Annotated in this window: 11 protein-coding genes; 6 read left to right on the top strand and 5 right to left on the bottom strand. The window is 64.2% G+C overall.

Features of this window, described 5'->3' with window-relative positions; all coding sequences use genetic code 11:
* Positions 1-10: 10 nt before the first annotated feature.
* From ACOGXD_RS08860 to ACOGXD_RS08850, 3 genes are all read left to right on the top strand, one after another.
* Positions 11-667, top strand: a complete 657-nt coding sequence (locus ACOGXD_RS08860; RefSeq protein ID WP_419914272.1) for a hypothetical protein — start codon at positions 11-13, stop codon at positions 665-667.
* A gap of 209 nt (positions 668-876) precedes the next feature.
* Complete coding sequence (locus ACOGXD_RS08855; protein ID WP_419914270.1) at positions 877-1,119, top strand: hypothetical protein; 243 nt, start codon at positions 877-879, stop codon at positions 1,117-1,119.
* Positions 1,119-1,397 carry a hypothetical protein gene (locus tag ACOGXD_RS08850; RefSeq protein WP_419914268.1) on the top strand — a complete coding sequence of 93 codons (279 nt, stop codon included), beginning with the start codon at positions 1,119-1,121 and terminating at the stop codon, positions 1,395-1,397. Before ACOGXD_RS08855 ends, ACOGXD_RS08850 begins: the two co-directional genes overlap by 1 nt.
* Before the next feature lie 23 nt (positions 1,398-1,420).
* Here ACOGXD_RS08850 and ACOGXD_RS08845 read toward each other — a convergent pair whose 3' ends face one another.
* Complete coding sequence (locus ACOGXD_RS08845; protein WP_419914266.1) at positions 1,421-2,581, bottom strand: pyridoxal phosphate-dependent aminotransferase; 1,161 nt, start codon at positions 2,579-2,581, stop codon at positions 1,421-1,423.
* 30 nt (positions 2,582-2,611) lie between these two features.
* A complete protein-coding gene (locus ACOGXD_RS08840; protein WP_419914264.1) occupies positions 2,612-4,102 on the bottom strand; it encodes a hypothetical protein in 1,491 nt (496 codons plus the stop codon).
* Between the two features lie 202 nt (positions 4,103-4,304).
* Between ACOGXD_RS08840 and ACOGXD_RS08835 the strand changes: the two genes are divergently transcribed.
* Positions 4,305-5,516: a nitroreductase family protein gene (locus tag ACOGXD_RS08835; RefSeq protein WP_419914262.1), complete on the top strand. Its 1,212-nt coding sequence runs from the start codon at positions 4,305-4,307 to the stop codon at positions 5,514-5,516.
* Entirely contained in the window at positions 5,513-6,454 is a 942-nt protein-coding gene (gluQRS, locus tag ACOGXD_RS08830; RefSeq protein ID WP_419914260.1) for a tRNA glutamyl-Q(34) synthetase GluQRS, read from the top strand. Before ACOGXD_RS08835 ends, gluQRS begins: the two co-directional genes overlap by 4 nt.
* A 24-nt stretch (positions 6,455-6,478) precedes the next feature.
* Here the strand turns inward: gluQRS and ACOGXD_RS08825 are convergent, their stop codons facing one another.
* The 3 genes from ACOGXD_RS08825 to ACOGXD_RS08815 form a co-directional block, all read right to left on the bottom strand.
* Entirely contained in the window at positions 6,479-8,929 is a 2,451-nt protein-coding gene (locus ACOGXD_RS08825; RefSeq protein WP_419914258.1) for an FtsX-like permease family protein, read from the bottom strand.
* Positions 8,930-8,938: 9 nt separating this feature from the next.
* On the bottom strand, positions 8,939-9,661 hold the full coding sequence (locus ACOGXD_RS08820) for an ABC transporter ATP-binding protein (protein ID WP_419914256.1): 723 nt from the start codon (positions 9,659-9,661) through the stop codon (positions 8,939-8,941).
* Positions 9,662-9,724: 63 nt separating this feature from the next.
* A complete protein-coding gene (locus tag ACOGXD_RS08815; RefSeq protein WP_419914254.1) occupies positions 9,725-11,305 on the bottom strand; it encodes an acyl-CoA carboxylase subunit beta in 1,581 nt (526 codons plus the stop codon).
* A 191-nt stretch (positions 11,306-11,496) separates the two neighbouring features.
* Here ACOGXD_RS08815 and ACOGXD_RS08810 point away from each other — a divergent pair, with 191 nt between their 5' ends.
* Positions 11,497-13,551, top strand: coding sequence for a cytochrome P450 (locus tag ACOGXD_RS08810; protein WP_419914252.1), 2,055 nt, complete (start codon positions 11,497-11,499; stop codon positions 13,549-13,551).
* The last annotated feature ends 75 nt before the right edge of the window (positions 13,552-13,626 follow it).

Here is a 13,626-nt window from a genome sequence, read left to right as displayed (position 1 = left end):
CCTGCGAACGGTGACGAAAGCAGCCGACGACAACCGACTGATCGGCGTCGCCGCACTGGATGCCCGCCCCCGGGCCGTCGCTATGGCGATGGCGTTCAAGGCGGCACTGGCGCTGTGCTTCGTGGTGGCCATCGCCGTGCCGCTCGATCACCTCGAAGGCAAGGGAATGGCGTTCCGGTTCCCGCTGTTCATGCTGTCGGCAGTCGTGGTGCCGCTCGCATGGCGCGGACGGTTCCGGCCCTACCCAGCAACTGCCGATGTGCTGATCGTGGCCCCGTTCCTGATCGACACGCTCGGCAACCTGGCGTACGTCTACGACACGTTCGACGCCACCGACGACGTGCTCCACACGCTCAACTGGATCCTGCTGGTCGGCGCATTCCACGCCTGGCGCTACCGCCGTGGTGGCGCTGCGAACCGTCTGTCCCGCGGCGATGCGTGGTTGCTCGGCGCCGGACTCGGCGCTCTCGCCATCGTGGGCTGGGAAGCGGCCGAGTGGATCGTTGCCGAGACGGGCGCAGGCGGCGGCCTCGACCTCACCTACGACGACACCGTCGCCGACCTCGTCCTGTCCACCACCGGCGGCATGATCGGCTCCGCCCTCGCCGTCACCCTCTTCGGCACGCACAGGCGAACTCGCAACAGCTCTCAACGGAGTTCACAGTAGAAAACCGGCCATACGCTGGGCTTTTACAAGTGACTCTCAACTACTCCAAAGGGACTGCCAGTAGCGATCGCCGCCCAAACCAAGCAACTCACAACCATCAAAATCACTTGAAAGTCAGCGTATAGTCCGCTACAGATTCGCATGTGGTTGCGTTTACCAAGACCCGCTGCCGGCCAGCAGAGCAGACTCTCACCAACCGGTAGGGTGACGTGGATCCCTTCATTCGTCCTACTGCGCGGAAGCACGGCATCAGCGACGAGGACATGCTCCACGCCTATCGAAACGCCTTCGACGCACATGAGATCGACAACATGACGATGATCATCGGCGGAGACCGCTCCGGCCGACCTCTTGAACTTGGAATTGAGTTTCGGGGACATATTCCCGAGATCCTCCATGCGATGCCGGCTCGGGCCCGATTTCTGCGGCGTCGATGGAACGGCAGGCGGTGATGGGACTGCCAATCGATGAACCCGTCGACGACGACGATTGGGACGAGATCGCTCGACGCTTCGAGAATTTCGATTTCGATCGAGCCGTCCGCCGCCCGATCTCCGACTGGTGGCTCCGCTGCGCCGCCATCGACCCCAAGAGTTCAGACGAACTGATTCACGCCAAGGTGACCGCAGCTCGCGTTGACGGCGTCTCGTGGCAGCGCATCGGCGAGCTGCTCGGCGTGCCTGAGACAGAAGCCCAACAGCGCTACGACACGCCCGCCGAACCGTCCTGACAGCCGGGCCGGCGGCCCCATGGCTACAGGGTGCGGAGGCGTTCTATGGCTTGGTCTAGGACGTCGTGCTGCTTGCAGAAGGCGAAGCGGACGAGATGGCGGCCCTCGTGGGCATTGTCGTACATGACCACGTTCGGCACCGCCGCCACGCCGATCCGGTCTGGCAGACCCCAGCAGAACTCGACACCGTCGTCATGCCCGATCGAGCGAATGTCGGCGGTGATGAAATAGGTGCCGGACGGCTCGAACACTTCGAGGCCAGTCGAGCGCAGGCCGTCGGTCAGCCGGTCCCGCTTGGCGCGCAGGTCCTCGGCCTGGGCCGTGAAGTAGTCGTCGCCGAGATCCAGCCCCGCGGCGATGGCGTGCTGGAACGGTCCGCCGCTGACGTAGGTCAGCCATTGCTTGGCCGTGCGCACTGCCGCCACCAGTTCCGGGCGGGCGCAGACCCAGCCGATCTTCCAGCCGGTGACGGCGAATGTCTTGCCGCCGCTGGAGATCGTGACCGTGCGGTCGGCCATGCCGGGCAGCGTCGCGATGGGGATGTGCTCGCCGTCGAACACCAGGTGCTCGTACACCTCGTCGGTGACCACGATGAGATCTCGCTCGATGGCCACGGCAGCAATGGCTTCAAGCTCGGCCCGGCTGAACACCTTGCCGGTCGGGTTGTGCGGGCTGTTGAGCACCAGCATTCGGGTGCGCGGCGTGACCGCCGCTGCCAACTCGTCGGGATCGAAGCCGTAGTCGGGCGGCCGCAAGGTGACCACCTTGCGCACAGCGCCTGACATGGAGATCACAGCGCCGTAGAGGTCGTACCACGGCTCGAACGTGAGCACGTCGTCGCCCACTTCGGTCAGCGCCAGGATGCTCGCGGCCAAAGCCTCGCTCGCACCAGCGGTGATGAGCACTTCGCTGTCGGGGTCGACCTCCATGCCCCAGAACCGCTTCTGGTGGCGGGCAACCGCATGGCGCAGCTCAGCGATGCCGATGCCCGGCGGGTACTGGTTTGCGGTGCCGCTGCGTATCGCTGCGACCGCTGCCTCGAGCACCTCCGCCGGCCCGTCGGTGTCGGGGAAGCCCTGGCCCAGGTTGATGGCACCAGTGCGAACCGCCAGCGCCGACATCTCGGCGAAGATCGTCGACTGGTAGCCCTGCAGGCGCGAACTCAAGTACGGCAGCCGTGCCATGTCGCGGAGGCTAGAGGCTGCGCCTCAGGCCTATTGGTACGAGACGAACAGCGGCGACGGTGTCTGAGCCAGCACCTGTTCTGCGGTGGGCGTGGGGAAGTCCTCGTCGTAGAAGTTCTTCCAGCCCCAGTAGAAGCGATGGGCGTCTGGCTCGCCGGTCAACGCATTCCATGTGCTGTATTTCGTGTTGATCGGACCCTGCCCGTCCATGTGGATCATCACTGCGAGTTCCGCTGGGGTCTCGATGAGCTCGCGGTTGGTGATCATCGAGAAGCGGAATTGGTGCAGGATCAACAGCTTCTGAGGCAGAGCCTCCTCACGCACGAGGCCAGCCAGCCACCCGACGACCTCGTTGATCTCGGCAGCATCGACCGTTCCGATCTGCTGCAGATGCACCTCGCCGGGCCGCAACCGCCATTCGGGGTCGAGCGCCAGCCCGACGTACGGAAGCCGCAGGAATTCCTCATAGTGCTTCGCCTGCGTGAGGAAGTCGGTTCGGCCCGACTGCAGGTCCAGCACCACGTACATGTCATTGGCAGCCGCCGCCTCGACCCATGGCCTGATGTCGTCGAGAGCGGTCTCGTTGGAGTAATCGCCGTCACGGCCGGCCCTGGCAGAGGCAACGGTGGCGATGATCTCGAAGGCGAGCACCACATCGGATCCGTCAGCGTCGTAGCCCTCCGCGATGGACGCGAGGCGGGCCACGCCCTCGGTTGGGTCCTGCTCGCCCAGCACACCGAGCTGCGATGTCGCCGGGTGGCCGTACATGGCCACGAGGCGGCGGGCGCGGCCCGGCTCGAACAGAAGCAGGCCGCCTCCGGGTACTTCGTGGCCGCCGCGGACCACCTCCAGCTGCCACGCTGCGTCGGGGCCGAGGTCCGAGCGCAACTCGACGTGCGCAGCGTCGCGCAGCATGGCGCGATCGGCCACAGGCAGAGCTCGCAAGTCGTCGCCCTCGCTCACCGTCAGCGCCGCTACGTCGATCTGGCTTCCGAGTGCCCCGAACACTGCAGCTTGTTCGGCATTGCCGACGATCCAGACCCGCTCGGGGGGAGCGTCTCGATGCGGCAGCGTTGCCGATGGATTGACGGGCACCCACTCGACATCGAAGCCGGGGAGCTGCTGGGAGAGTCGCTGCTCGTTGAAGCCTGCCGCCACGACGCGCTCTGGCGCGAGCCGCTGAATCTCGGTCATCGGCTCGGCTGCCGACCACGACTCGATCAGCAGCAGCGGTCCGCCAATCCCGCGTGCGGCCAGCGTGAGGATCGCCTCCGGATCATCGGCGAACGCCAAGCCGATCTCGTCGGCGCAGTCGTAGAGCGCACGCGACATCTGGACGCTCGCGAGCACAGCAGCAGCGATGTCGATTGGCAGGTCGTCGGCTGCGTCCCGCGGCGAGCAGTCGCGAACAGTCGTAGCGGGCGCAGGCAGTTCGGATGGCTCTGGCGCTCGGGAAGCCGTCGTCTCAGCGACCGCGCCAGCATCCTCTCCGACAGCGGCGGCAGGCTCGTGCGTCTCCACGCGACCCGGCAGGCATGCGGCGGCGAGCACGGCGAGGGCAGCCAGAGCCAGTTGGTTTCCAATCCGGCGCCCCGTCCCCATTCGAAACAGGCCCACAAACCGCTCGGGCCATGGCTTGGCCATGCGGTTTGGTCGCGGGCCGGCCGGCGGGGGTCTCATCACGCTCGGAGAAACTATTGAGTGAGACGGCAATACTGGCGGCATGCCGACACCAGAGCTGAACCCCCACGTGCCCGCCCGCTACGACACTGCCGCTGTCGACCTCGCGTCGGTCGACGGCGTGCTCTCGACCACCCGCTCGGTGCGGCTGCGCCTCGATCTGGAACGTGAGGTCCCCCACGAGGTCGTGCTCGACTGCATCGACGTCGCCGAGCAGGGACCCGGTGGCGGCAACCAAGCAAGCCGGCGATGGCTGCTGATCCGTGACCCACAGCAGCGTCAGGCCATCGGCGACATGTACAACTCGGTCGTCGGCGCGTTCATGAAGCGGGGACGCGACGCGACCGCGGGAACCGGGCACCCGATGGAACAGGTGATGAAGTCGGCGTTCCACCTCGCCGAACATCTCGCCGAGGTGCCGGTCATCGTCATTCCCTGCGTGTGGGGAGTCCACGACGACAGCGGCAAGCCGGGCCTGTTCGACTCGGTCCTGCAGTCGGCATGGAGCTTCTGCCTCGCGGCCCGTGCGCGCGGCCTCGCCACCGCGTGGACGACGGCAATCCTGAACAAGGAAGACGAACTGCGCGAAGCGCTCGGCATCCCTGAGGGAGTCACGCCGGTGGCACTGCTTCCGCTGGCCTATGCGAAGGGCACCGAGTTCGGTTCGGTGCCACGCCGGCGCGCCAATGAGATCGCGTACGTGGACGGCTGGGGTCGCACCTGGGAGGCACGCGGTGACGAGTCGGCAGCCCGCTCGCTGGGCGAGGGTCCCGGTGCCACGGTCGAAGTCGACATCGACGCGCCCGCCGAACGCGTCTGGGAGATCGTCAGCAACATCAACACCGGGGCCGATTTCTCCGAGGAGTTCGTGCGCGCCGAGTGGGCCCCGGGCTACGACGGGCCGGCCGCTGGTGCCAAGTTCATCGGCCACAATCAGCACCCCGCCATCGGCGAGTGGAATATCGATCTCACCATCACCGAGTACGAGCCCAACGTGCTGTTCGGCTGGGCGACCGGTGAGACCGAAGAGGTAGCCGGCGCCCGGTGGCGCTACGAGATAGACGTGTTGCACGGCCAGCGCTGCCGCCTGCGTCATACCGTGCGGATCGGTCCGGGCGAATCGGGCCTCTCGATGGCGATCACAGCGATGCCCGACAAGGAGCCTCGCATCCTGTCCCGCCGCCAAGACGAGCATCTGGCGAACATGGCGCGCTGCGTCGAGGGAATCAAGGCACTCGCCGAGGGCAGCGCTTGACGAGAGACCTGACTGTTGGTCGCTGGGCCCCGAGCCCCACCGGCGACCTGCACCTCGGCAACCTCCGCACAGCGCTGCTGGCATGGCTGTTCGCCCGCTCTGCCGGCGGACGATTCCTGTGGCGGTTCGAAGACCTCGACGGGGCCGTGCGGCCGCAGTACTACGACTCGCAGTTGCGCGACATGGCCGCGCTCGGGCTCGATTGGGATGCCGAGCCAGTCCGCCAGACCAAGCGCCTGGATCTCTACCGCGATGCGATCGCCGACCTCCACCGGCGCGACCTCACCTACGAGTGCTTCTGCACCCGGCGCGAGATAGCCGAAGCGGCCGCGGCCCCGCACGGACCGTCACCCGAAGGCGCCTACCCCGGAACCTGCCGACACCTGACAGCGGCTGAGCGAGAACAGCGTCGCAGCAGCGGCCGACCACCAGCCCTCAGGCTGCGCGTTGGCTCCGACGGTCCCGAGCCCGCCGAAGTGACCGTCGTCGACCGCCAGCTCGGCGCCTACACCAGCACAGTCGACGACTTCGTGATCCAGCGAGGCGACGGCACCCCCGCCTACAACCTCACGGTAGTCGTAGACGACGCCGCACAAGGCATCACCGAGATCGTGCGAGGCGACGACCTCTTGCCCTCCACCCCCCGCCAAGCCCACCTCGCCCGACTGCTCGGCATCGAACCGCCCTCATACGCCCACGTCCCACTCGTTCTGGGCCCCGAGGGTCGCCGTCTCGCCAAAAGAGACGGCGCCGTAACACTCCAAGACCGCCTGGCACTCGGCGAGACACCGCTCGACGTCGTGAACCTCCTGCTCACCAGCCTCGGGCTCGATCCCGTGACGAGCGTGGACGACCTGCACACGACAGCGAGCCGCCTAGATCCCGAGACACTGCCGAGACAACCGTGGATCTACGAGCCGTCTGGCGCACCAGGCTGACGTCGACAGCCAGTCTGACTGTCCTTACTCCATGACCCTCAATGTGCCCGGGATGAACATGTTCTTGAGCTTGCGGCGGGAGAACACCGGCACGATGGCGACGGCGACCAGTGCCACCACGAAATGGGCAACCATCTCCCCCCAGCGGACCGAGACGAGCAGGCCGACATCGGGAATGACGGACGGCATCAAGACCAACAGAATCCCCTGCAGCAACCCGTAGCCGAACACGCCACCGAGCACCGCGGCGATCACGCCCAAGAGCACACCCTCGATCGAGAGATTCGCAATCACACGGCGCACCGGAAGGCCGTAGGCGAAGATCGTCGCGTGATCCCGTCTCCGTTCGTCCACATTGAGGTTGGTGGTGTTGAAGGCGATCAGCATGATCAACAGAATGATGAAGATGCGACCGACATTGAAGAGCCCAGCCGATTGCTCCAGCGAATCCTCCACCGACTGGAATGACTCGCCCAGACCCTGCACCAGCACCACGCCTGCGCCAGTGCCGAAGAGCGACCGCTTTACATCGTTGAGGCTTCTTGCCTCCGCAGGGACTCCGGTCACGATGTTCGCAAGGCCACCGAAACCCCAATCCGCCGCAGACGAGACATCCATGTAGGCGTTGACTCGCAGCGGATGAGGATGAATCGCGACAACTTGCAGTGCGTGCGTGTTGAAGGCGAGCACCCCATCGACCAACTCCGGATGCGTGACGACCACGTCGTCGCCGACTCCCACGCCGAAGTCCCGCGCAGCCTTGTCTGCCAGCACGATGCCCGGCACTCCAGGTGACAGCGCACCATCGGTCGCCGTGGGGGTCCACACGTTGCTGCCGAAGTCGACAAAGCGGACGACGAGATCCAGCCGGGTTTGCTCGTCTACGCCGTTGTCAGGCGCAACGGCTGCGACACTCGTGCCCAGGCGCAGCGCGGTCTCGCCGGACTGCACAGTCGCATCATCGAGTACGCCGCGTACTTGCGATGAATCGACCGGATAGAACGAATCGAACTGCACCATGAAGCGATCAGGCTCGCCGCCGAGCAGCTCCTGGTTGCCGTCGCTGAAAGTGCCTTCGAACGAGCTGCTGAAGCCCACTTGGCTGAACAGGATTGCGAAGCCCATCGTGAAGGTCAGCAGTGTCAGGAACGTACGGCGAGGAGCTCTCATCAAGTTGCGGAACGGCATCCGCTCGAGGCTGCGGCCGGGCAGCGGCACGCGGCTGATGATCGGCGAGAGACCGCCGCCCCGAGATGCCAGATGTCCTGATCGGATCGCTTCGATCGGGCGAACCCGTACTGCGCGCACGACGGGCAGGAAGACCGCCACCATCGGCACGATGATTCCGACCGCTGCAGCCCTCGCGTACAGCACTGCGTTGAATGGTGTCTCGAACACCGGCAGCGCAGTGATCTGCTTCAAGGTTTCCACGGTCGGGTACGCAGACGCCAGACCCACGCCGATTCCTAAGACGGCGCCCAAGACGCCGATCTGCAATCCGATCAGCATCGGCCGAACGGCGATCGAGCGGGGAGGCTCCCCGATCGCCATCGACGCGCCGATCTCGCGCCGTTGTGTCTGCACCATCCGGGCCGAGAAGTTCACCGCCGCGATGGTCGCCCCGCCCAAGAGCAGCAACGTGATGATGTCGTAGATGTCCTGATCGATGTCGGGCACGTTGGTGAGGCCGATGTACGACGGAGTCTCGTCGCGGCTGAGCATCTCCAGCAGCACACCGTGCTGCGAACGCGCGGCGTCCACGAGCTGTTCGGCCACGGCGTCGGGGTCGGCATCCGCATGGAGCGTCAGCACGAGGTCGTTCACCACACCGGTCTGGCCGGTGATCTCTTGCGCGGCAGCTAGCGGCGTGAACAGCGCGGCAAAGTTGGACCTGCCGAGCGAGCCGTTCCCTTCGAGGACGAAGAAATACTCGGGCGACACCGCATGCCCTCGGTAATCGACGATGACATCGCCGCCGACAGTCAGCTGACCTGTCGCCGGGAGGTCATGGATCACAGCGAAGTTCCGCTCGAGCAGCACCGCCGGCGTGCCAACTGAAATCTGCTGCAGGTCATCGCCCTCGATGACCTCGACGCGATTGACGCTCGGCCCCCCGCCGGCCATGTCCACACCGACGATGCGACCGTGAACCAGCAGTTCCTCGCCGCCTGCAGTCGTCTCGACCTGTGTATCGACGACGAGGCGTTCGCCGTACTGGTCAATACCGTCGATCCCTTCGGCCATTTGCGCGAGCGAGCCCGAAGGCACATCCTCGCCCCCGCTGACCGTGGCCCGCAGGTCATACATCGCAGTGAGCTCGAAGCTGTCAACAATGGCCGTACGTCGCCAATCGGAAACGCTGCTGAGCGCGGCGTATGCGCCGACACCGATGGACACCGTGAAGGCGATGCCCAGAATCTGAACCCAATGCTTGCGTGCGTCCCGAAAGGACCAGCGCAGCTTCAAAAGCCACACGTCCGGGACCTACCAGCGCAGTTCGGACAGCGGGGTCTTGCCGCCCGGAGGGGGACCGTCGCTGACGATCTGCCCGCTGCTCATCTCGACGACCCGGTCAGCCATCCGCGAGATCTCGCGATTGTGCGTCACCACGAGCACGACCCGGTCGCTGTCCGCCTGTTCGGCCAGCAACTCGAGAATCTGGGACCCAGTCTTGAAGTCGAGTTCGCCGGTGGGCTCGTCTGCCAGCAGCACAGGATTGCCGGTGGCGAGCGCACGGGCGATCGCCACGCGCTGCTGCTCGCCGCCGGACAGCTCGTGCGGGAAATGCCCGAGACGGTGGCTGAGACCGACCGAGGTGAGGATCTCTTCGGGGTCAGCCGAGTCGCGCCGGCCCGAAACGTCCATCCCGAACTCGACGTTCTCGGTGGCGGTCAGACTCGGGAAGAGATTGAAGCTCTGGAAGATGAAGCTGACCGTCTCGCGCCTCAGGGCGAACAGCTCGCTCCGGCTGGAATTCGAGAGATCGCGGCCGCCGACGGTGATCTTCCCCGAAGATGCTGTGTCAAGGGCGCCGATGAGGTTGAGCGTGGTTGTCTTGCCGCTGCCTGAGGCGCCGAGAATGACGACGAACTCGCCAGCGCTGACATGAAGATCGATGCCGCCGAGCGCCGTTACCAGTACCGGGCCGACTTCGTAGTGCTTGGTGACGCCTTCGAGATCGATCACGGCTCGGAACTCCTCATCCACTCACAACACCGGCTGCGTTGACCCTACGCGTATCCAAAGGTGTCCTGAGCGTATTGTGCGCCGTCAGCAGCTTGGCCAGTAGCTGAGCGGTCGCTGCTCGGGCGGCGGCACCGGCCGATTGGCCAGCATCCGCAGGTCGGAGATGAGCACGCCGCGGGTGTCGGCGGGGTCGATCATCTCGTCGATGCGCATCGTGCCGGCTGCTTCGAAGGGGTTCGTCGCCTCAGCCACCTCGGCCACGAGCTTCAGCCGCTCGGCCTCTCGCTCGTCGGGATCAGCGATGCGCGAGAGCTTCGAGCCGAATGCCACGTTCACGCCGACTTCTGGATCCATGAAGCCGACCTCTGCACCGGGCCAGCAGTAGATGCCATGGCTTGGCATCCGGGAGCCGTTCATGGCCTGCCAAGCCATGCCGAATGCCTTGCGCAGGCACACGGTGAGCGTGGGCGTGGACGCGTTCTGCAGCGCATGCATCATGCGGATGCCCCAGTGGAGCATCAGGTCGTGCTCGACGCGCTTGCCGACCATGAAGCCCGGCACATCCACCAAGAAGATCATGGGAATGTTGTAAGAGTCGCATACGGTCGCGAGGCGAATCACCTTGTGGCACGCCTGCGGGTCGAGGGTTCCCGCCTGGAACATGGGGTTGTTCGCGATGACGCCGACCGCGAACCCGTCCAGCCGGGCGAGCGCGCACACCACGTTGCGGGCGTAGTTCGGCTGCATCTCGAAGACGGACCCGGGGTCGCAGATGCGGGCGACGACGCGTCGCATGTCGTAGCCGCGAGTGCGCCGGGCCGGCACCATCTTGGCGAGCTGGGGGTCGGGTCCGTCGTCTCCTTTCGGCTCGGCCCGTGGCGCCGGCTGCCAAGCATTCGACGGCATATACGACAGCCACCGCCGGATGGCCTCGTACCCCTCCTCGTCGGTGTCGACGCCGAGATCGATCTGCCCGGTGATACGAGCGTGCACGTCCACGCCGCCCACATCCTCGAATGAGATGACTTCGCCGGTGGCGATCTCGAACACTTTCGGCGAGGTGACTGCCAAGCACGAGCCGCGCACCATGACGACGTAGTCGCTCATGGCCGACACGAACGATGAGCCGCCGAACGACTGGCCGCAGATCATGGTGGCCATCGGCACCCGGTGACGCCGCTGGGCCATCTCGAACATGGCACCGGGCTCGGAGATGCCTTCCGAACCCATGAGATCGGGAATGCGGCCACCGCCGGTCTCGCCGAAATGCACAACTGGAATGCCCATGGTGAGCGCCCGGTCGTAGAGACGGGTCTCCTTGCGAGTACCCACGATGGAGCTTGAGCCGCGCAGCACCGTGATGTCGTCGCCGAACACCGCCACCGGCCGGCCGTCCACATTGCCGTGCCCGCCGATCTTGCCGTCACCGGGCGTGATGTCGCGCATTTCAGGGCGGAGCGACCGGCTGAACGTGCCGATCTCCCGGAAGGAGCCGTCGTCGAGGAACGCATCGATGTGCTGGCGGATCGTCCGGTCGCCTTCGGCCTCCATGGCGCGGACCTTCGACGCGCCGCCCATGTCCCGCCGGATCACCTCGGCTCGGGCCTGCATCTCGGCAACCCGTTGCTCGTGACTGATCGCGTCCCCATCTCCGTACTGCGGCATGGCCTCGGTCCTTCGTGTCGGCTGCTGATGGGAAGCTCACCGTTTTCTGCGCCGGCGAGGTGCGGGAGGGCTATATCTACTCCAGAATGACGCAGGGTATGGTGGTCGTACCGGATTTGGGACGGTGCCACGGCATCCCAGTCTGGAAGCCGTAACGTTCGTCTCGCCTCGTCCCCATCCTGGAGCATCGCATGACGCAGACTCAGGACACCTTCCAATCACAGCCGCGTATCAGGCTCGGCGTGTCCGGCGAGTTCCTTCTGATGCTCCTGAACGAGGAGACAGGACATTTCCGCCAAGTCTCCGAGCGACGTATGGCCTTGGCCATGACCGGGGCCGTTCTTGCCGACTTGTCGCTGCTGTCCCGCATCGATACTGATTTGGAATCACTCCGCTTGCTCGATGCAACGCCGACCGGCGTGGAGGCCTTGGACACCGCACTGGAGCAGATCGCGAGCGAATCGTCGGCGCAAACAGCTGAGTACTGGATTGAACGGCTGACACCTATGGCGGAGCCTGCCATTGATGCGACGCTGAAGCGGATGGTTGAAGCGCACGTTCTGCAACACTACTCAGGCGATTTTTGGGTATTGGCGCCAGATGCGTGGCGATCGATTGCGATCATCGATCCGTCTGATGAGTCAGTCATTCAGTTTGTTCGAACCCGTGTCAGTGCAGTGATATTTGACGAACAGCTGCCTAGTCCGGAAGATATTATCGTCATCTGCTTGCTCAATGTGTGCGATGTCTTGCAGCATATGTTCGAACTCGACGACCAGTCGATTCGCCGCATTGAACTCGTCTGCAGGCTCGACTTGATCGGTCGCACGCTGTCCGAGGCCGTTGCCAAGAATATAGCCAAGCAGGCACCGCTGCAAACAGCCGATGTACGGCCCATACCGAAGGTGCCAATCCACAAATTCATAACCAATCGGCACGCCCGCGAGGGCAGCATTCCGGCGCTGTTTGCATCATTGGCAGCCGAGTTCGGACCGGTATTTCAAGCCAAGATACCCTTCAAGGAGCCGATGGTCTTTCTTTCCAGCGGCGAAACCAACCGTTGGGCCAACCGGCGCGGCAGGATGCATCTGCGGACACGCGATTACTTCCAAGACTTCGAACAAGTTTACGGAGCAGTGGGGACTATTCCCTCGCTCGACGGTGCCGACCACTTCCAGTGGCGCAAGGCTATGCGCCCAGGCGGCTCACGCCAGAGGTACGAGGATCGATTGGGCCTCACCATTCCGCATGCCTATAAGGAAATGTCGACTTGGCAGGTCGGCGACACTCGACGCGCTGTTCCCATGTGCCGGCAGCTCATCAATGCTCAGTTCTCACAGCTCCATCTCAGCATCGAAACGCAAGACTTGATCGACGATCTGATCGCCTACAAGGAACGAGCAGCTGGCACTCACTTAGTAAAGGCGCTGCCCCGCTTCATGTTGAAGACTCCTCGTATGAGGCGTTGTGGCAGGGCAATCGCAGAGCTGATGAGGCGCATTAAGGAGAGCCACACGCCCGACATGCGCTCCGGATGCCCGGTGGACCAGATTGACGAATTGCTGGAGTTCCGAGATTCCAATCCGCGTCTATTTCCTGAGACAAACATCGAATTTGCACTGGCAGCAACGCTGCTCACTACTTGGTATACCGGGGATCAGCTCAGCTTTGCCATCTATTGCATGGTGACACAGCCGCATCTCCATGAGCAAATTCAGCGCGAAGCAGAAACAATATTCGCCAATGGCGTTCCTGATCCCGAACAATTGGACGATGCAACCATCGACATCACACGTCGATTCATCTCTGAAGTTCTGCGAATGTACCCGATCGCGGGCGTCTCCTTCCGGACCGTGAGCAACTCCTGTGTGGTCGAAAATCATGAACTGAAGGCAGGCCAGCTGCTGTATATCGTCTATGCAGCCTCTCATTATGACGAGAACCTGTTTCCTGATCCCTTCCGTTTCGACATAGATCGTTACCTGCCCGAGCGCAAAGAGCATGTATCGCCCGGCTATGCACCGTTCGGCGTCGGTGCCCACATGTGCCTCGGCTACCAGCTCGTGGAGATAATGCTGGCCGTCAATCTGATGATGGTGGCTCACCACTTCACCATCGAACTGGCACCGAAGAACTACAAGCTTCGGTTGAGTCCATTTCCTGCGATGAAGCCATCGCGACGGCTGAAGTTTGCCATCAAGGAACAGCGGCACCCGATTCCGTCGATCGAACCCCAAACGAGCTGAAACCACGGGAGCTGGAGACGCGCACGTCCAAGCCCCGGCATTCTGGCGATGCTGCCATTGCGGGACCGGGCGGCG

The sequence above is a fragment of the Candidatus Poriferisodalis sp. genome, assembly GCF_965204125.1.
Lineage (GTDB): Bacteria > Actinomycetota > Acidimicrobiia > Acidimicrobiales > Poriferisodalaceae > Poriferisodalis.
This window is presented reverse-complemented; position numbering and strand designations above follow the sequence as displayed.